General features: G+C 68.3%; 13 protein-coding genes and 1 pseudogene. 5 read left to right on the top strand and 9 right to left on the bottom strand.

Annotated features, from left to right (window positions below; translation table 11 throughout):
- The first annotated feature begins 26 nt into the window (after positions 1-26).
- Positions 27-2,084 (top strand): phosphocholine-specific phospholipase C, encoded by a 2,058-nt coding sequence (locus OHA19_RS42735; RefSeq protein ID WP_331749463.1) that lies wholly within the window; start codon positions 27-29, stop codon positions 2,082-2,084.
- Between the two features lie 161 nt (positions 2,085-2,245).
- Here the strand turns inward: OHA19_RS42735 and OHA19_RS42730 are convergent.
- Together OHA19_RS42730 and OHA19_RS42725 are read right to left on the bottom strand one after the other, a co-directional pair.
- A pseudogene (locus tag OHA19_RS42730) lies at positions 2,246-2,794 on the bottom strand (LLM class F420-dependent oxidoreductase); the annotation flags it as partial.
- Positions 2,795-3,748: 954 nt separating this feature from the next.
- Positions 3,749-4,696 (bottom strand): LysR family transcriptional regulator, encoded by a 948-nt coding sequence (locus OHA19_RS42725; protein WP_331749466.1) that lies wholly within the window; start codon positions 4,694-4,696, stop codon positions 3,749-3,751.
- Positions 4,697-5,048: 352 nt separating this feature from the next.
- Between OHA19_RS42725 and dnaE the strand changes: the two genes are divergently transcribed.
- The 3 genes from dnaE to OHA19_RS42710 all read left to right on the top strand — a co-directional run bounded on the left by dnaE (position 5,049) and on the right by OHA19_RS42710 (position 10,226).
- Positions 5,049-8,645: a DNA polymerase III subunit alpha gene (dnaE, locus tag OHA19_RS42720; RefSeq protein WP_331749468.1), complete on the top strand. Its 3,597-nt coding sequence runs from the start codon at positions 5,049-5,051 to the stop codon at positions 8,643-8,645.
- 332 nt (positions 8,646-8,977) lie between these two features.
- Positions 8,978-9,400, top strand: a complete 423-nt coding sequence (locus OHA19_RS42715) for a hypothetical protein (protein WP_331754502.1) — start codon at positions 8,978-8,980, stop codon at positions 9,398-9,400.
- Positions 9,401-9,782: 382 nt separating this feature from the next.
- Positions 9,783-10,226, top strand: coding sequence for a nuclear transport factor 2 family protein (locus OHA19_RS42710; protein ID WP_331749473.1), 444 nt, complete (start codon positions 9,783-9,785; stop codon positions 10,224-10,226).
- Positions 10,227-10,365: 139 nt separating this feature from the next.
- Here the strand turns inward: OHA19_RS42710 and OHA19_RS42705 are convergent, their stop codons facing one another.
- The 7 genes from OHA19_RS42705 to OHA19_RS42675 all read right to left on the bottom strand — a co-directional run bounded on the left by OHA19_RS42705 (position 10,366) and on the right by OHA19_RS42675 (position 17,945).
- The gene (locus OHA19_RS42705; RefSeq protein ID WP_331749478.1) at positions 10,366-11,385 is read right to left on the bottom strand and encodes a proline racemase family protein; all 1,020 of its coding nucleotides are present in this window, start codon (positions 11,383-11,385) and stop codon (positions 10,366-10,368) included.
- Positions 11,386-11,902: 517 nt separating this feature from the next.
- Positions 11,903-12,448, bottom strand: a complete 546-nt coding sequence (locus OHA19_RS42700; protein WP_331749481.1) for a serine hydrolase domain-containing protein — start codon at positions 12,446-12,448, stop codon at positions 11,903-11,905.
- A gap of 321 nt (positions 12,449-12,769) precedes the next feature.
- Positions 12,770-13,315: an MOSC domain-containing protein gene (locus OHA19_RS42695; RefSeq protein WP_331750700.1), complete on the bottom strand. Its 546-nt coding sequence runs from the start codon at positions 13,313-13,315 to the stop codon at positions 12,770-12,772.
- Positions 13,316-13,469: 154 nt separating this feature from the next.
- Positions 13,470-14,561 carry a hypothetical protein gene (locus OHA19_RS42690; RefSeq protein WP_331754712.1) on the bottom strand — a complete coding sequence of 364 codons (1,092 nt, stop codon included), beginning with the start codon at positions 14,559-14,561 and terminating at the stop codon, positions 13,470-13,472.
- A 572-nt stretch (positions 14,562-15,133) separates the two neighbouring features.
- The gene (locus tag OHA19_RS42685; protein ID WP_331749483.1) at positions 15,134-15,865 is read right to left on the bottom strand and encodes an alpha/beta hydrolase; all 732 of its coding nucleotides are present in this window, start codon (positions 15,863-15,865) and stop codon (positions 15,134-15,136) included.
- A 320-nt stretch (positions 15,866-16,185) separates the two neighbouring features.
- On the bottom strand, positions 16,186-17,010 hold the full coding sequence (locus tag OHA19_RS42680; RefSeq protein WP_331754500.1) for an ABC transporter permease: 825 nt from the start codon (positions 17,008-17,010) through the stop codon (positions 16,186-16,188).
- Positions 17,007-17,945, bottom strand: a complete 939-nt coding sequence (locus tag OHA19_RS42675; protein ID WP_331754498.1) for an ATP-binding cassette domain-containing protein — start codon at positions 17,943-17,945, stop codon at positions 17,007-17,009. Before OHA19_RS42675 ends, OHA19_RS42680 begins: the two co-directional genes overlap by 4 nt.
- A 260-nt stretch (positions 17,946-18,205) precedes the next feature.
- Between OHA19_RS42675 and OHA19_RS42670 the strand changes: the two genes are divergently transcribed.
- Entirely contained in the window at positions 18,206-18,664 is a 459-nt protein-coding gene (locus OHA19_RS42670; protein WP_405753490.1) for a hypothetical protein, read from the top strand.
- Positions 18,665-18,705 lie beyond the last annotated feature (41 nt).

Here is an 18,705-nt window from a genome sequence, read left to right as displayed (position 1 = left end):
TGAGCAACAGGAGGACCCCCACCCTCATGACCGAAATCAATCGGCGCCGATTCCTCCAGATCGCCGGAGCCACCGCGGGGTTCGCCGCCCTCTCCGGCTCCATCGACCGCGCCGCCGCCATCCCCGCAGCGCGCCGCAGCGGAACCCTCCAGGACATCGAGCACATCGTCGTCCTCATGCAGGAAAACCGTTCCTTCGACCACTACTTCGGGTCGATGAAGGGGATCCGGGGCTTCGGGGACCCCCGCCCGGTGACACTCCCCAGCGGCAAACCGGTATGGCACCAGACAAGCTTCGGCAAGGAGACCCTGCCCTACCACCCGGACGCCGACAACCTGGGCATGCAGTTCATCGCGGGCCTCGACCACGACTGGGGCGGCGGCCACAGCGCGTTCAACAACGGCAAGTACGACAACTGGATCCCCGCCAAGGGCACCGGCACCATGGCGTATCTGACGCGGGACGACATCCCGTTCCACTACGCCCTGGCCGACAGATTCACGATCTGCGACGACTACCACTGCTCGTTCATGGGCGCGACCGACCCGAACCGTTACTACATGCTCTCCGGCCACGTCGGCAACGACGGCACCGGCGGCGGCCCGGTCCTCGGCAACCAGGAGGCGGGCTACGGCTGGACGACGTACGCCGAGCGCCTGGAGAAGGCGGGCGTCTCCTGGAAGGTGTACCAGGACATCGGCGACGGGCTGGACGCGGCCGGCGGGTGGGGCTGGATCAACGACGCGTACCGTGGCAACTACGGCGACAACTCCCTGCTGTACTTCAACAACTACCGCAACGCCAAGCCCGGCGACCCCCTGTACGAAAAGGCCCGCACCGGCACCGACGCCAAGGCGGGAGACGGCTACTTCGACATCCTCAAAGGCGATGTCAAGGCCGGGAAGCTGCCGCAGATCTCCTGGATCGCCGCTCCCGAAGCATTCTCCGAGCACCCCAACTGGCCCGCGAACTATGGCGCTTGGTACATATCGCAAGTCCTCGAAGCACTCACCTCCAACCCCGACGTATGGAGCAGGACCGCTCTGTTCATCACATACGACGAGAACGACGGCTACTTCGACCACGTCGTGCCGCCCTACCCGCCCGCTTCCGCGAGCCAGGGTCTGTCCACCGTCGACACCGCACTGGACCACTACAAGGGCAGTATCGGATATGCCGCAGGCCCCTACGGCCTCGGGCAGCGCGTCCCGATGATCGTCGTCTCGCCGTGGTCCACCGGCGGATACGTCTGCTCGGAGACCTTCGATCACACCTCGATCCTGCGCTTCATGGAGAAGCGGTTCGGGGTGACGGAGACCAACATCTCGCCGTGGCGGCGCGCCATCTGCGGCGACCTGACGTCCGCCTTCGACTTCTCCCTCAAGGTCACGGACCCGGCGGACCTGCCGGACACCGCGGGCTACGTCCCGCCGGACCGTGACCGCCACAGCAGCTACGTACCGAAGCCGCCCGCGCAGGGTGCCCTGCCCCGGCAGGAGGCCGGGGCGCGGCCGAGCCGCCCGCTCGCGTACGCGCCCTACGTCGACGGGGCCGCGGACCTCGCGACCGGCAAGTACAAGCTGACGTTCAGCGCGGGAGACCGGGCCGGTGCCGCCTTCCAGGTGCGCTCGCAAAAGCGCACCGACGGACCGTGGACATACACGGCGGCAGCCGGGAAGCCGGTCTCCGACAGCTGGAACTCGTACTATTCCGGCGGAAGTTACGACCTCGCGGTCCACGGCCCCAACGGCTTCCTGCGTACCTTCACGGGCAACAACAAGGTTGCCGAGCCGGAGGTGACGGCACGCCACGACGCCGGCACCGGCAACCTGAAGCTCATCCTGGCCAACCCGTCGGCCGCCGACGCCCATCTCACCGTGACCAACGCCTACGGCGGCGGGCCCCAGACCTGCACCGTGCGCGCCGGTGCCACCGTCGAGCAGAGTATCGACCTGCGCGCCACCAAGCGCTGGTACGACCTGACGGTCGTCGTCGACGGCAGCGCCGGATACCTGCGGCGCCTGGCCGGACACGTCGAGAACGGCCGGACCGGCGTGAGCGACCCGGGCATCGCGACCGTGTGAGATCCGCCCCCGGCCGGGCGGTCCACCCGTTGTGGGAGACCGTCCGGCCGGACCGCGTGGTTGCCGTACGCCGTGGGCGCGCTCGCTGTCCAAGTGAAGGGCGCCGCCCATGCCCTGTCGCCTTGTGCGTGGCGGATCGGCCGCCTTCCGCGGCCCGGTCGTCAGGTTGTTCGGTCTGCGGCGACCACCCGGGCATGGTGCGGCACGAGAACGGGGGCGAGCTCGCGCCATTCCTCTTGCGGCAGCCTGGCCGGGTCGGCGGTCAGTACTTGCAGGCAGACGTGGTCGGCTCCCGCTTCGAGATGCTGCTGAACGCGTCGGCGGATCGCCTCCGTGTCTCCGTGGGCGACGATCGCGTCCACCAGTCTGCGACTCGGGCCGCCGACGACGTCCTCGTCCCCGAAGCCGAGCCGGCGCAGGCTGGCCACCTGGTGCGGCGCCGCCAGGTATCCGGCGACGTGTGCCGTGGCCACCTCACGGGCCCGGTCGGGGTCATGGTCGAGCACGACGGCCTGCTCGATCCCGAGAAACGCGTCCGGCCCCATGATCCGGCGTGCCCGTTCGGTGTGTTCGGCGGGCACGAAATACGTATGCGCGCCCCAGGTGAGTTCGGCGGCCAGTGTCAGCATCCTCGGGCCCAGGGCGGCCAACAGGCGGCGCGGAGTCGGATCCGGCAGCGGGCCATGGGCGGGGGACGCATCCATGGCCGAGGCACCGGATGCTGCGGTCGAGCTGTTCCCGCTCCGCCGCGACCTGGTCGAGCAACGGTCAATGTGCGCAGCCGCGTACGGATGAATGTGTTCGGTTGATGAGAGCCCCAGGGCACCGCGCGGGGCACGGCAGAACCGTCAAGAGGTCGGGGTGACCGGGGGCGGAGGCGGGGGAGGCGGAAAGGGTGGTGGTGGCGGAATCCGGGCTCCGGCCGGTGCCACGGTGGAAGGCGGCGGCGGAGGCTCCGCGGAAAGCCGGCCCGGGCGCCGGGGCCCGACCCGGGACTGTGCCGGGGCCGGAGGCGGCGGACCTGGCGGCGGTGGCGGAGGCGGCGCGATCTCCGACAGGAGCGGTCCGCCCTCACGCAGTCGGGCAATGGTCAGTTCTCTGCGGCGGCATGCGTGCGGGGCGTCATCGCGTTCGTAGACGAGCTGGACACCGACGGGCCAGACATTGTGGACAGCGGCCGGCCGGTAGCCGAGCGCATGGGCAATCTCGTCGGCCCGGCCACGCTTCGAGGCGGTGATGTTCCCGGGCAACAGCGCGACGCGGGCGCGGCCGTCGAAGTGCGCGCGTATCTCGTCGTCCTCCACCGGACTCCACTCTCTGGAAAGATCACCAGCCTCGCGGCTGCCGCATCCTGCGATCGTCGCACACGCGCGAACACCGGGATGATCTCCGGCCTACGAAAATCTTGCCAGAGCCACTTTCGCGAGTACGCCGACAGAAGACGAGCCGGCGGAGGTGACCGTGCCCCGGACCTGGGCCGGAGCGGACATCGGCAGGCCTCGACCGCGATGCGGTGTCCGGCCCGGACCGTGAGAAGGACGTCGACGACGATGTCCGCCCCTGCGCTTGGTCTGCCGCGCGGGGACGTCCGGAACGGAGTCCAGCGCCATCCCATCGGCGACCGACTGACGATGTCGTCGCTCGTCGCCTCCATCCAGCAGGGGCTAACTCCGAGGCGCGGCGCGCTGGGCCCACTTCGGTACCCAGATCCCGCTGTCCGGGCGGCCGGGGTATGCGGACATGAGGTGGCTACGCAGTGCGGTGAGGGCGGGGTGAGGGTTGTCGGTGCGCCAGATCAGTGAGTGGGGGTAGACCGGGGTCGGGTCGTGCAGGGGGATGCGCCGCAGGTCGTGGCCGGCGGGCCAGACCAGCGGAGTCCGCTCGCTGACGAAGGTCGCCAATGTCGAGGAGCCCGCGATCGTGTCGAGGAGGGGCTCGATACCGAAGTTCGGGCCGACCGAGTCGATGGTGAGACCGAACGTGGCTGCGAGTTCGTCATAGTAGGCGGCCCACTCGGTGCCAGGCATGTTGCCGGGCATCCAGATCCGGCGCCCGGCAAGCCGGTCGGGAGCGATCGCGCCGGCGGCGGCGAACTCGTGAGCCGGTCCTGTGAACAGGTGCAGTGGTTCGTCGAAGACCGGAATGGCCTCGATGCCGTCGGGGAGCTGCCGGCCCGGCATTGTCACGGCGCGGAAGGTCGCGTCGATCGCCCCGGACCGGACGGCGGCGATGGCCGTGCTGGAGTCGAAGAGGGTGACGACGTCAAGATCGGTTTCGGGATACGCGCGGTGGAAGTCGCGCAGCAGACCCGCCAGTGAGAGCCGACGTCCGATCACATCGACGCGCAAGGCCCGGCGCCCTGGCTGCACGGAAGCGGCAGCCCGTTCCTCGGCCTGGAGGAGAGCCCGGGCGTAAGGCAGGAACGCCTGCCCGTCGATGGTGAGCCGGGCTCCCCGGACCGTACGGCTGAACAGCTGCACGCCGAGGTCCTTCTCCAGCACGGCGATGCGCTTGGAGACGGCTTGTGGGGTGATTGACAAGTTGGCGGCGGCTTCTTGGAACTGTCCCGCGTCCACGGCGGTAACGAAGGTGCGCACGGCAGTGAGATCCATGCTGACCATCCTAGGTAGACAACCAATGGTTGAGTCAGACCGGCGAAGTAGTTGTTTGATTCCAGTACGCCATGCTCGCTTTGATGTCTCCGGGCAACGTGTGGTTTGGCAAGCAGCGCGGCAGGAGGAGTGCTGCCCGGCGGCCGGGTGGCTGCCGGGCCTGCACTTCAAGGGTTCGGGCTGATCGCGTGCACGGGTGGTGCGGCCCATTGGCCGTCCCGTCGGCGTTACCGCGCCGCGATGTGTCCAGCCGTCCGCCCATCTGCCGATGCCGGTGTGTCGCCACCGACAAGGCCCCCATCGCGTCCCTGGCGGGATGGGGCTTCCTACTCATCCCGGAGGCGACCTACCCGTGCCGGATTCTTTCGTCCACCTGCACAATCACACCGAATACTCGATGCTGGACGGCGCGCAGAAGCTGAAGCCGATGTTCGGCGAGGCGGCCCGGCAGGGGATGCCTGCGATTGCCATGAGTGATCACGGCAACATGTTCGGCGCCTATGAGTTCGCGCAGGTCGCGAAGGGCTTCGAGGGCATCAGACCGATCATCGGCATCGAGGCGTACGTGGCGCCTTCCTCTCGGTTCGTCCGGAAGCAGGAGTTCTGGGGACCGGGAGGCCGTCGCGCCACGAGCGCGGACGGTGAGGGGTCGAAAGATGTCTCCGGTGGCGGCCGCTTCACCCACATGACCATGTGGGCGCGGAACAGTCAGGGCCTGCGGAACCTGTTCTGGCTCAGCACGCAGGCCAGCTACGAGGGTCAGTTCCCTGCTGGAAAGCCGCGTATGGACCGCGAGTTGATTGCTGAACGGCCGGACGGCATCATCGCCACCACCGGCTGCCCGTCTGGCGAGATCCAGACCCGCCTGCGGCTGAACCAGTACGACGAGGCGAAAGCTGCTGCTGCGGCCTGCCAGCAGATCTTCGGCCGCGAGAACTACTTCCTGGAACTGATGGACCACGGCCTGGACATCGAGCGTGAAGTCCGAGAGGGCCTGCTACGCCTGGCCAAGGAACTGAACATCCCGCTCCTGGCCACCAACGACGCGCACTACGTCACCGAGGACCAGGCCGATGCCCACGACAGCCTGCTGTGCATCGGTGTCGGGAAGAACAAGGACGACCCAGGCCGTTTCCGGTTCAACGGCTCCGGCTACTACCTCAAAACAGCCGCCGAGATGCGCAGCCTCTTCTCGGAACTGCCGGAAGCGTGCGACAACACTCTGCTGATCGCCGAGCGCATCGAGTCCTACGACGAGGTCTTCGACCACGTCGACGAGATGCCGCAGTTCCCGGACGTGCCCGAAGGCGAAACGCAGGAGTCGTGGCTGCGCAAGGAAGTCCTCAAGGGTCTGGCAATGCGCTATGGGGCACCAGTTCCCCAACACATCCTGGATCGCTTCGAGACCGAGATGACGGTCATCGGGCCCATGGGCTTCAGCTCCTACTTCCTCGTCGTGGCGGACATCTGCCGCCACGCCCGGGAGAACAAGATTCCGCTCGGTCCCGGCCGGGGTTCGGCCACCGGCTCGATCGTTGCCTACGCCACCCGCATCACCGAGCTGTGCCCCCTGGAGCACGGCCTGCTGTTCGAACGGTTCCTGAACCCCGAACGCATCAACCCTCCGGATGTGGACCTCGACTTCGACGACCGTCAGCGCGATCAGATGGTCCGCTACGTCACCGAGAAGTACGGCGACGAGTACACCGCCATGGTGAACACGTTCGGCAGGATCAAGGCCAAGAACGCGATCAAGGACTCCTCGCGCATCCTCGGCTACCCCTACTCCCACGGCGAGCGGATCACCAAAGCACTCCCGCCGGACCATAACGGCAAGTCCGCCCCGCTGGCCGCCATCTTCGACTCCTCCCACGAGCGGTACGGCGAGGCAGGCGAGATCCGGCAGATGTATGACAGCGAACAGGATGTGAAGCGGGTCATCGACACCGCCCGCGGGGTGGAGAGCCTCACCCGTGGTACCGGCGTGCACGCCGCGGCGGTGATCCTCTCCAAAACGAAGCTCACCGACCGCATCCCGCTGCACATGCGTGCCTCGGACGGTGTGAAGATCACCGGCTTCGACTACCCGTCCTGCGAAGCCATGGGCCTGATCAAGATGGACTTCCTGGGGCTGCGGAACCTGGGAGTCATCGACCAGGCCATCGAGAACATCCGCGAGAACCGGGACATCAGCCTGGCCACCGTAGACCCCCTGGACGGCGACCCGTCCACCGTCGTGATCCCTCTGAACGACGCCAGGACATACCGGCTGCTGGCCGAAGGCAACACATTCGGCGTCTTCCAGCTCGACGGAGGCGGCATGCGCGTCCTGCTCAAACAGATGGAACCCACCCGGTTCGAGGACATCGCCGCGGTCAACGCCCTCTACCGTCCCGGCCCCATGGCCGCCAACGCCCACACCAACTACGCGCACCGCAAGACCGGCCGACAGGAGATCACCCCGATCCACCCCGAGCTGCGCGACGCACTGGAGCCGATCCTCGGCAACACCTTCCACCTGCTCGTCTACCAGGAGCAGATCATGGCCATCGCCCGGGAACTGGCCGGGTACACCCTCGGCGGCGCCGACCTGCTGCGCCGTGCGATGGGCAAGAAGAAACCGGAGGTGCTGGCCGCGGAGTGGGACAAGTTCCACGACGGCATGCGGGGAAACGGGTACAGCGAGGAAGCCATCAAGGCCCTGTGGGACGTCATGCTCCCGTTCTCCGGCTACGCATTCAACAAATCCCACACCGCCGGCTACGGCCTGGTCTCGTACTGGACCGCCTACCTCAAGGCCAACTACCCGGCCGAGTACATGGCCGCCCTGCTCACCTCGGTCGGCGACGACAAGGACAAGGCCGCGATCTACCTCGCCGACGCCCGCAAGAACGGCGTCCGTGTCCTCCAGCCCGACGTGAACGAGTCCGTCGCCGAGTTCACCGCCGTCGGCGACGACGTACGGTTCGGGCTGCGGTCCGTACGCAACGTCGGCGACAACGTCATCGAGGCCATCGTCGATGCCCGCCGCCGGAAAGGGAAATTCACTTCCTTCTCCGACTTCCTCGACAAGGCCGACCTGCCCGCACTGAACAAACGGGCTGTGGAGTCCCTGATCAAGGCCGGCACCTTCGACTCCCTGGAGCATTCCCGCAAGGGCCTCACCGCCATCCACGAGGACGCCATCGACGCGATCATCCCCGTGAAGAAAGCGGCAAGCTTCGGACAGGACGATCTCTTCGCCGATCTGGGCGGTGAAGGAAGCGGCGAACCGGCCTTCGGCCTCGACTTCCCGATCGACGAAGCAGAGTGGCCCCGCCGACAGCTTCTGGCGACCGAGCGCGAAATGCTCGGCCTGTACGTCTCCGCCCATCCGCTGGACGGTGCCGAGCACGTCCTTTCCGGCGCACGGGACTGCTCCATCGCCGAACTGCTCGCCTCCGGCCGCACCATCGGGGATGTGCAGCTGTCCGGGCTGATCACCGGCATTCAGCTCAAGATGACCAAACAGGGCAACGCCTGGGCCATCGTGAACCTCGCGGACCGTGATGCCGCCATCGAGGTCCTCCTCTTCCCCGCCGCTTACCAGCTGGTGCAGCACGCGCTGGCCGAAGACAACGTCATCTCCGTCAAGGGCAAGATCGAAGACCGGGACGGAACCGTGAACATCTTCGGCAGAGAACTCGCGGTACTGGATGTGTCCTCCGCCGAGCACGGCGGGAAACCTCCCGTGCGGCTTGCCCTCCCCGCCCACCGGATCACCGAGCAGTCCGTCGGAGAACTGAAGCGCATCCTTGCGGACCACCCAGGCGACAGCCCGGTCCACCTCAGCGTCCGTGGCGCACGCAAGACGATCGTGTATGCCCTGCAAGCCAAGGTGGACGCCACCACCGTGGCATCCGATGTGAAGGGCACGTTCGGAGCTGACGCATGGGCCGGCTTGGCATGATGCCGGAGACCGGCGAGAGTTCCGCTGTCGAACTGCGTCCCTCCGGGACGACGCCTGCTTGCCCACACCGCGATACGCCGGTGCTGCTGGTGGCTCGCCACCTGGCACGACCAGGCGCTCGACGCACCACGACGGCCTGCCGGCTCTGCCGTGCGGACACGGCGCTCGGCCTGCTGTACCGGATGCCTCGCCGCACACATCGCACCGTGCTGCCTGTCCCGGACACCGGGGCGGCCGTCCCGGACAGGTGAGAGCCGTTGTCTCGCCCCAGCGTTGTCGGGATGCTCATCGCCAGGACGACCGACCCATCGAGACAACGGGGAGAACAGATGATGAGTAAACACTCCATGATCACCGGACTGGGCACGGCAGCGGCGGCGGCAAGCCTCCTCGCGCTGGGCACCGGTACGGCATCGGCCGGGTCTGTCAGTGAAAGCGTGGTGTCGTACGACTCACCGAAAGGCGGCTGGGCCTCCGCCCATGCCTATGTGTCGGTCGATGGGGTCTTCCTGAACGTCTGCGACGGTGGGAAGCCGGACGGGCGCCGCGCGGTGGGCTACCTGTACTTCAACGGCGAACTGGTCCAGTCCGCGCAGGCGGCCGGCGGGTCGGGCTCGTGCTCGCCCCCGAGGACGAGCCTCGGCTGGATGGACGGGGCGGGCTACTTCACCGTGAAGGCGTGCACGCGTGACGGGGCGAACGGATCCGATCAAGGCTGCAACAGCTGGCGGTTCTACTTCGACGGGAAGTTGTAGCGTCCCTCCTCGTGGTTCCGCCTCGCTCCCGGCGCTGACCGAGTGCCTCGGGTCTTCGGAGTGAGCCTTGCGGCCCTCTGCCGTTGTGACGGCATGCAGCCGCTTGCTGCCCCGGTCGTTCAGCGAGGGGTGCTGAACCCGTGTCCGGGTGCGTCCGGCCAGGGGGCGACGGAGGGGGCGGCATGAGCATCCGCTCCGTGATCGTGTCCCCGCCGAGTCCGGACGGGCGGACCCGGCGGGTGGTCCCCCACTGTCGAGGCGGATGCCCTGGTGACGCGCCTGCCTTACTTCAGAGGTAATCGTCCCGGGCCCGTCTGCGGTGGCAGATTGGGGATCGCTCCGAGCCGTCGGAGGACGCGGACCAGGACGGAGAGGTCAAGCCATGTCCACAGCCACACCTACGAACACACGTGCAGCGGTTGAGGAGTTGCTGCGCAGGATCGGCGAGGGCGACCCCGAGCACATCGCCGAGCTGTATGCCGAGCAGGGCGACTGGAAGCTGAACTGGCCGGAGGCCGAGCACGGTCGTGCCGCCACCCCGTGGATCCGTCACCGGTCCACCCGGGCTGACGCGGCCGCCCACTATCGCGAGCTCGCCGGGCATCATGTGCCGGAGCACGTGGCGACCGAGGTCGAGCGCATCCTCATCGACGGAAACGACGCGGTCGTGCTCGGCGAGATCCGCCAGACCGCCCGGGCCACCGGACGCGCGTATCGCGCGCGGTTCGCTCTGCATCTCACCGTGGAGGACGGCCTTGTCACGCGGCACCATGTCTACGAGGACAGTCTCGCTGTCGTCCAGGCATTCGAGGCGGACGACCGGTGAAGGGCCAACGGGCCGAGCGCGAAGTCATCGCCGTCCGGAACCGGCCCACTGCCGCCTCGGCCGAGCGGGCCGCTCCGTAACAGCACGATCGGCACGCCCGGCTGCACCACCTCGATTTCTCAGCCGGTCGGCGGGACGGCTACCGCAGGACGAAGCCGGTGCCGAGGTCGTCCGAGGGATCGAGCTCGAAGCGGTGCTCGCCGGTCCGGTACGCCTTCCCCGTGACCTCCGCGACGACGGCGGGGTAGCCGTCAACGGCCAACTCCGCGACGACCCGTGCGTGGAAGCGGGTGCCGACGATCGAGTCGTGGACGAGGACCTGGCCCGGCTTGAGGTGACCGGTCGCCGCGAGTACGGCGACGCGGGAGCAGGTGCCGGAGCCGCATGGGGAACGGTCGACCTGTCCGTCGGCGAAGACAGTGACGTTGCGCTGGTGCGGGTTGCCGTTCTCGTCGATGCCGAGGTCGTCGTACAGGATGGTCCCGTAGATGCCGCTGAGGCGGTCGTCGACGGGGTGACGGGCGTGCTCGCTGTCGTTCAGCGCCCATTTGACCTCGCGCCCGATCGCGATGAGGTCGGAGTAGTGCTCGGGGGTGACGGCCAGTCCTGCCCTGGCTGCGTCCAGATGCGCGTAGATGGCGCCGCCGTAGGCGACATCGACGACTAGGTCCCCGCAGGACGTCGGGACTGTGACGCGTTCGGCGAGCCGGTAGCTGGGGACGTTGACGAAGTCGACGCCGGAGATCCGTTCGCCGGCGGTGTGCACGCGCAGGGTGACCCGGCCCGAGGGGACGTCGATGACGACTGTGGTGGTGCCGGAGGGGTCGCGGGCGACGCGGCCGGTCTGCACGGCCCAGACGGCGAGCGCGATGGAACCGTGGCCACAGGCTGTCGAGAAGCCGTCCTTGTGCCAGAACAGCACGCCGAAGTGAGCACCCTCGTCGTCGGGTGGGGTGATGAACCCGCCGTACATGTCGGCGTGCCCGCGGGGTTCGAAGCACAGCAGCTTGCGCAGATTGTCCACGTCGGGGTTGCCGATGGCGAGGACACGGCGTTCGGCGACGGTGGCCCCTTCGATGGCGACCGGCGGTTCGGGGACGATGCGGAACGGTTCACCGCCGGTGTGATAGTCGGTGGTGAGTACCTGGTGGATGGTCATGAGGTCCTCCACAGAACTCGTGAGGGCAGGGCATGAGGCGGTAGAACCTACCGGCCCTCCCAGCGCGGCTCGGGTACCCTCACCGCCGCCGTTCGGCGGCGGTTCCCGGACGGTATCGGGTACCGGGCGCGCTCGGTGCCCATGAGCGCCACTGGCATGGATCGGCCACGGTCGGCGGCCGCTTCGTCCCGGAGGACGGAGGACGAAGTGGACCTACGGATGGACCGGGCCGCCGCTGAACTCGCCCTCGTCGACCGGGTCCTCGCCCCCCACCCACCTCGGCAGCCTCGACGCGGCAGGCCACTCGCCCGGTGTCGACTTCGATCACGAATGGGAGCTGCGACCGGGAGCCGCGCTGCTCGGCGGCGAGGCCCGCGCCCGCCACGTCGGCACGATGCCGGTCAGGAACACAACGCGGTCGTCACCGCGGCCTGCACATCGGCGTCCTGAGCGTCGGAGCCGCCGGGGTCGAGGTTGACCATGACCGTGGCCTGCCGGCCGTCCGTCGTGGCGCCGCTCATCGTCTGGAAACCCAGCGCGCGATCGCGAGCAGGTCGGTGAGGCTGTGGTGCGCGTACCGGTCGGCCAGGATCTCCTGCGGTGTGAAGTACGTCAGGTAGTCGGGCAGCCTGCTGGTGTGCTGGAGCAGGTCCCGTACGCGGATCTTCCGGCCGTCGTTGCCGTTGCCGCGCACGACGCCGGGCAGGTAGCGCTCCACCGGCGCGTCGAGCACGACGCTGCCTTCGCCCACGAGTTGCAGCACGACCGTCGCGACGTACGTCTTGGTCATGCTGCCGATACGGAAGTGGCTGTCGGCACGCATCGGCGCGCCCGTCTCCAGGTTCGCGATGCCGCTGGTCAGCACGGCGGATCCGTGTTTGCCGCCGCGCACCTCCGCGATCGCTCCGGGTGCCCCGTCAGCGCCGGCCAGTCGATCGAGTACCTGCTGCAACGAGGTGTGTTCGGAGGATTCGGCGACGGTCCGCGGCGCAGCGAGAGCTGACGACGTGACACTCAGGGCAAGGGCTATCGCGACACCCAGTGCCCGGACATACGTATTCATGCGATTCCCCCAAAGAACCTTCCCGTCAAGGCTCCAGCGACCCCATGGTGTGCCCGCAAGCTATTGGCAGCGGGTACACCGTGACCATGGGGACACCCCCCGAGGTGGGCTGCGGCTAACCCTCGGCTGGAGGGCAGGAGGATCTGCCGGGCGCGCCGGCGACGGATGGACCTGGGTGAGCGGGCCGTGCGGTCTGTTCGCGACCGGGCCACCGCGAGCGGCAGTGCCCTGATCGAGGCCGGCTGGTCGGCGACCGCGTGTTCGTCCCGCGCGATCCGAGGCCATCGCGCCGACGCGGGATCCGATCCGCGCCGTCGTCCCTCAGACCCGTTCCAGCGACCGGTGGGGAAGGGGCGGGGTTTCGACCCGGATGCAATCGTCGGGGCGCACGATCCCTCCGCGGCGGACCACAGCCATGACGCCGGACTTGAATGTGAACTCGCCGGACACGGCGTCGATGGTGAAGACCTCGCCGAGCAGTCCCTTGCGGAAGTCGTTGATCTTCGAGCACGGGTTGCGCAGCCCCGTCACCTCGAGCACCGCCTGTTCTCCGAGATGGAGCAGAGCGCCGGTGGGCAGACCCAACAGGTCCACCCCGCGCGTGGTGATGTTCTCGCCGAGCTGGCCCGCGGAGACCTTGAAGCCCTTGAGTGCGAGCTCGTCGAAGAGTTCCTCGTGCATCAGGTGGACCTGGCGCAGATTGGGCAGATCCGGCTCGTAGGTCATGCGGAACTGGTGGCGGATCGTCTCACCTGCGTGAACGTCTCCTTCCACGCCGAGCCCCGTGAGCAGCGTGATGGAATCGCGATTGGGCTTGCTGAACGAGTACACCTCGTTACGGCTCACTGCGGCGACCTGCCCGGTCATCATGCTCTCCCACCCGTTGTCGTTCTGCGGCCGGAGGATCTCAGGACCCGACCGGCATCGTTCTGTCACCGAGCATCGAACCCACAACGGCTCAGCCCGCAACACCCCACTCATACAGGAGGAACACCCGCTCCACAGCCCTCCGCGGCACGCATCAGGAGCGGGTGGCGGTCGCGCAGTCGTTGCCCGTGGCCGTCGTGCCGTCGCCCGTGTCGATCGGCTTGCTGCGGTCGTACGGATCGACCCGGCGGGCCTCGTCGGTGCGCTGCTCGTCGGCCGTGCCGAAGGGGGGTTCGAAGTATCCGGTCGGGGCGGAGCAGCCGCCGTTGACCATGTCGAGCGCGTACGAGACGAGGGACATCGTGCCCGGTTCGGTGATGACCTCGGCCGGATCGTCCCAGCTCATCACCACCTCGCGCCGCACGATCGTACGGACGACCTCGGCGTCCCGCCCGCGGTCGCCCGCCGCGGTGACCGGGTACACGAAGGTGACGTCCGCCGTCACCTCGACCGCCCCATGTTTCCCCTCCCGGTACGTGAGCCGACCGCGCGTCCTGACCACGTCCCCGACCAGCCGGGACTGCTCCGGCCGGAAGCGGCTGAACAACAGCAGCGGGTCGGTCTTGCCCGTGGGTGCCTTCGACGACAGGGAGGCACGGAGATACTCCTGGACGTCCTTCTGGTGCGGGTTCAGCAGGGCGATCGCCTTCGTGGGCCGCTCGCCGCGCAGCACACGGGAGTTGAGCCCCGCGGCCACCAGGAAGTCCCGGCTCTGCCGCAGTGCCCGCTCGACCTGGGCGGCGTCCATCCAGCCGGTCGCCCTGGCGGGTGGCACCGTGATCCCTGCCGCTCCGTCGGCCCAGCGGGCGGCAGGCGAACCCCGGAAGGGCTCGGCGAGGGTAGGGGGCAGATCCCGCTCGGCGCCGGGAGCCTCCTGCGGGCTTTCCGACTCGGCGGCCAACGGCGCCGCGTCCTGCCCACCGTCGTCGCCACCGAACCAGCCGACGACCTGCTGCGGGAAGAGTGCCACGACCAGGAGGGCCAGGACCGCCACTAGCCCGGTCACGTACCAGCCTGTCCTGCGCCGGGGCCGGGCCGGTGAGTACGTACGCCAGCCTTCCGGCTGCCCGGAGCGCTCCCGCAGCTGCCGCTCCACCTGACGGGCGCGTGCCGACGGCTCCACCGGGGCCCCGTCCACACCCGCCACCGATTCACGGAGGAACCGCTCCCACTCCTCTTCGGACAGGGACGACCCGTCCTGCCCCCCAGCCCCGCTCACACCGCACTCCCGTTCTTGCCCGATTGCTCGATGCCCGATGGCGCGATCGCTCGACAGACTGATCAGTTGGCCGTGCCCCCTGATCAGTTGGCCGTGCGCCGGTCCATCGAGAGCCGTCCGTATGATCGCATGAACAAGCCGCCGGCCTGCCGGGGCGGTGGGTGATGCTCGGCCGGTGAGGGCCTTGTGGCGGGACCGGGAGGTCCCGAGCCGCCCCCGGGCCGACGAAGAGGGCGGGAAGAGCGCAGGACACCATGCCCGAGTTCCAGGGCAAGGCCGGACCGGCGATGACGGCGTCGCGGTCGCGGTCGATACCCGCGGCGAGAGTGTGCAGACCGGGCAGCCCCCGAAGCACGCAGAAATCGAAGCACTGCAGAGATCGAACAGCTCATGCATTCGGGCTGCGCGGGCCCCTGCCGAAGTCTTGAGTCGGCAGGGGCCCGCGGCATGAACAGCAGTGGAGCGCCGGGACCTGCACTCGACGAGCAGCGTCCTGGCCGACACGGCCTACCGCCTGCTGGTGGCCTGACGGCCCGGCCTCACTTCAGGTGCCGGGCGAAGAACCGGGCCCCGGTCTCGATCTCGAACTGCGGGACGCCGGTGTGCCCGCCGAGATTGGCGTGCAAGGTCTTCTCCTTGGAGCCGAAGGCGTCGAACAGGTCCAGGGCCGCCTGCCGGTCGTTCCCTTCGTCGTCCCACTGCAGCAGGACATGCAGCGGAATGGTGACCTGGCGGGCCTCCTCGAACATGGCGGCGGGCACAAGACTCCCGGCGAAGAAACCGGCGGCCACGATGCGCGGCTCGACCACCGCGAGGCGGACGCCGATGGAAATCACTCCTCCCTCGTACCCGACCGGGCCGCCGATCTCGGGCAGCGACAGGAGGGCGTCCAGGGCGGCCCGCCATTCCGGGACCGCCTTTTCGACCAGCGGGAGGATGAGGGCATCGACGATCTCGTCGCCGACCGGCCCGCCGGCCGCCATCGCCCGGCGCAGGTCGGCGCGGGCCTGCTCGGCGGCGGCCCAACGGGGCCGTTCACCGCTCCCGGGGAGCTCGATGGTGGCCGCGGCGAAGCCGTACTCCGACGCGTAGTACCGGGCCCGCCCTGCCAGCCGGGGGTACATCTTGCGCAGTCCGAGCGGGGGATGGCCGATCAGGATCAGCGGCGCCGGTGCGGATGCGGGCGTCCACAGGATGCCGGGGATCTCGCCGAGAGTGAATTCGCGCTCGAGGACACCGTCGTCGAGACGCTGTTCAGAAGTGAAGTGCATGGTCGTGCCTTCCGGGAGTGCTCATGAACGGCGCTCCCGGACGACCTATCGCCCGACCGTGACCCCGGAGGGAAGCACCCATGTCGATACTGCGTTCACAGGTACCACCTCCTCGTTCTCCAGCACGGCCTCCGGAAACGTAGCAGCGGTCGTGGCGGTCCGCCAAACGGGTTCTTGCGCGGGCTCCGTGGCCGGATACCGAGGAGCCGGAACACTACGCAGAGCCGCTCGAGGGTGGTGACCGCTTCCGACTCCGCCCCGCCGGTGTCGCACGGCGATCCGGTAGAAGTACCTGCGGTCCGGATCCGCCGAACTGTCCTTCAGCGGCTCAGGTCCCGGAACCGCCTCACGGCCAGCGGGAAGAACACCGCGATCAGGGCCACCGGCCAGGCCACGGCGAGGAGTTCCGCGTGGGTCGCGGCCCAGGAGTCGCCACCCGCGCCCGGGTTGCCGAACAGGCCGCGTACTGCGGTGGCCGTCGCCGACATCGGGTTCCACTCCACGATCACGCCCAGCCACGACGGCATCGATTCGGGCGAGGCGATGGCGTTGGAGAGGAAGCTGACCGGCCAGACCAGGATCTGCACCGCCTGCACCAGTTCGGGCTTGCCCGCGACCATCGCCAGGTGGATGCCGATCCACAACATCGCGAACCGCAGCAGCAACAACAGTCCCACCGCACCCAGGGAAGAGGCGATTCCCTCGTGCCCGCGCCAGCCGATCGCGTATCCGACCGCGATCACCACGGTCAGGCCGACGGCTGACTGCAGCATGTCGGCGACGCTCCGTCCGACCAGGACCGCGCCGGAGTTCATGGGCATCGAGCGGAACCGGTCGATGACCCCCTTGCCGAGGTCCTGGGTGACCGAGAGCATGGTCGCCTCAAGGCCGAAGGCCATGGTCATGGTGAGCATGCCGGGCACCAGGTAGTCCGTGAAGTCCCCGGCGATGCCCTGTCCGCCGCCGATCAGGTAGCTGAACATCAGCAGCATCATCACCGGGAAGACCAGGCCGACGACCACCTGCACGGGCCGGCGCGCCCAGTGGGCCAGTTCGCGCCTGGTCATCGTCCAGGAGTCGGCGGCCGCCCGGCTCAGCTTCGAACCCGTGCCGTGCGCCAGGCTCACACCGTGGGTCGCACTCATGCGGCGTCCTCCTTCGTCAGGTGCATGAAGACTTCGTCGAGCGTCGGCCGGCGTACCACGATGTCCTCCGCCTCGATTCCGGCCGCCTCCAGCGCCCGCACGGTCTCGGTCAGCGCGGCCATCCGGTCGGTGACCGAGGCACTGACCATTCGCCGGTCCTCGTCCGCCACCACGTCACCGGGCAGGAGAGAGGCCGCGTGTGCCAGCTGGGCCGTGTCGTGCAGGACCACGTCGATGCGGTCACCGCCGGTCCTGGACTTCAGCTCGTCCGCCGTGCCCTCCGCGATGACCGTTCCGTGGTTGATCACCGCGATCCGGTCGGCCAACTGGTCGGCCTCCTCCAGGTATTGCGTGGTCAGCAGGACGGTCGTGCCGCCGCCCACCAGTGAGCGCACCGCGTTCCACACCTCCGTGCGGCCGCGGGGGTCGAGCCCGGTCGTGGGCTCGTCCAGGAAGAGCACCTGCGGCCGGGAGATGAGAGCCACTGCCAGGTCGAGCCGCCGCCGCATACCGCCGCTGTACTGCTTGACGGCCTTGCTGCCGGTGTCCGCGAGCCCGAACCGGGCCAGGAGCTCGTCGGCCCGCATGCCTGCACGGCGCGCGCCGAGATGGTGGAGGCGGCCGAACATCTCCAGGTTCTGGCGTCCACTGAGCTCTTCGTCGACGGCGGCGTTCTGGCCGACCAGCCCGATCCGTGAGCGCACCTCGTCGGCCCGGGTCCTCACGTCGAATCCCGCTACCTCGACACGTCCCTCCTCGGGGCGCAGCAGTGTGGACATGATGCGTACGGCTGTGGTCTTGCCGGCGCCGTTCGGGCCGAGAATCCCCTGGACGTTCCCGGTTCGGACCATGAGATCGAGGCCGTCGAGGGCCTGCTTGTCCCCGTACCTCTTCCGCAGGCCTTCGATGACGATCGCCAGATCGTAGTCAGGCAAAGCGCCCCCCTTCGGTCAGTGGTCAAACTTGACTAGGGATGCAAGGTACGGCGTCGATATCGGCTAGTCAAACTTGATTACGCGAGTCGGGGTGGTGTGCGCTACCGCTCCAGCCGCAGAGTTGAACGCGTTCAACAGGTCTGACAAGGTATCTCTCCACGGCCCACTCCTATCGGTTGGCCGATGCGGGCTGAGGGGGGAAGGTCCTGGTGGCGGGCGGAAGCAGGCTGCGTGCGTGGGGGGCGACCGTTGTCGGCCTGATGGTGGTTCTGACTGTTCTGACGGCGTGTGCCGGTCCCTATCAGTACTACGGGGGAACGGGGCTCCACGACGCCACTACGGCCGAAGTCGCGGGGGGGTGGGAAAACGTCGAGGGGACCCGCGTGGTGCTTCGCGAAGACGGAACGGCTCTCCTCGAGAAGCTCGACGGGCAGGACTTCGACTTCGAGGACGGCTGGCGCCTCTCCGGTACGGGAACCTGGCAACTGACCGACGACGACGGCGGACAGGTCGTCCGGCTCGCGCTGACAGCCCGGACACGAGTGGATGGACGTTCTTCCGTGACGGCCACTGACGCCTCGACTCCTGAGCCCCCATCGACATACGTGTGGTCCTTCTACGTGGACCGCGATCAGCACGACAAGTTGAAGCTGTTCTTCTTCTACGGCGATCCCGACATCGGGAACACATACATGATGGCGCGCGAGACAGGGTCATAGCCGCGGATTATCACCGCGGCCGCCCCGGACGGCGCTGTCGG

The organism is Streptomyces sp. NBC_00012, assembly GCF_045040875.1.
Classification (GTDB): domain Bacteria; phylum Actinomycetota; class Actinomycetes; order Streptomycetales; family Streptomycetaceae; genus Streptomyces.
This window is presented reverse-complemented; position numbering and strand designations above follow the sequence as displayed.

What these genes read in the sequence shown, in the direction of transcription:
- OHA19_RS42735 (WP_331749463.1), top strand. Translation starts at nt 27, where the DNA reads ATGACCGAAATCAATCGGCGCCGATTCCTCCAGATCGCCGGAGCCACC.
- OHA19_RS42725 (WP_331749466.1), bottom strand. Translation starts at nt 4,696, where the DNA reads ATGGATCTCACTGCCGTGCGCACCTTCGTTACCGCCGTGGACGCGGGA.
- OHA19_RS42715 (WP_331754502.1), top strand. Translation starts at nt 8,978, where the DNA reads ATGAGTAAACACTCCATGATCACCGGACTGGGCACGGCAGCGGCGGCG.
- OHA19_RS42710 (WP_331749473.1), top strand. Translation starts at nt 9,783, where the DNA reads ATGTCCACAGCCACACCTACGAACACACGTGCAGCGGTTGAGGAGTTG.
- OHA19_RS42705 (WP_331749478.1), bottom strand. Translation starts at nt 11,385, where the DNA reads ATGACCATCCACCAGGTACTCACCACCGACTATCACACCGGCGGTGAA.
- OHA19_RS42700 (WP_331749481.1), bottom strand. Translation starts at nt 12,448, where the DNA reads ATGAATACGTATGTCCGGGCACTGGGTGTCGCGATAGCCCTTGCCCTG.
- OHA19_RS42695 (WP_331750700.1), bottom strand. Translation starts at nt 13,315, where the DNA reads ATGACCGGGCAGGTCGCCGCAGTGAGCCGTAACGAGGTGTACTCGTTC.
- OHA19_RS42685 (WP_331749483.1), bottom strand. Translation starts at nt 15,865, where the DNA reads ATGCACTTCACTTCTGAACAGCGTCTCGACGACGGTGTCCTCGAGCGC.
- OHA19_RS42680 (WP_331754500.1), bottom strand. Translation starts at nt 17,010, where the DNA reads ATGAGTGCGACCCACGGTGTGAGCCTGGCGCACGGCACGGGTTCGAAG.
- OHA19_RS42670 (WP_405753490.1), top strand. Translation starts at nt 18,206, where the DNA reads ATGGTGGTTCTGACTGTTCTGACGGCGTGTGCCGGTCCCTATCAGTAC.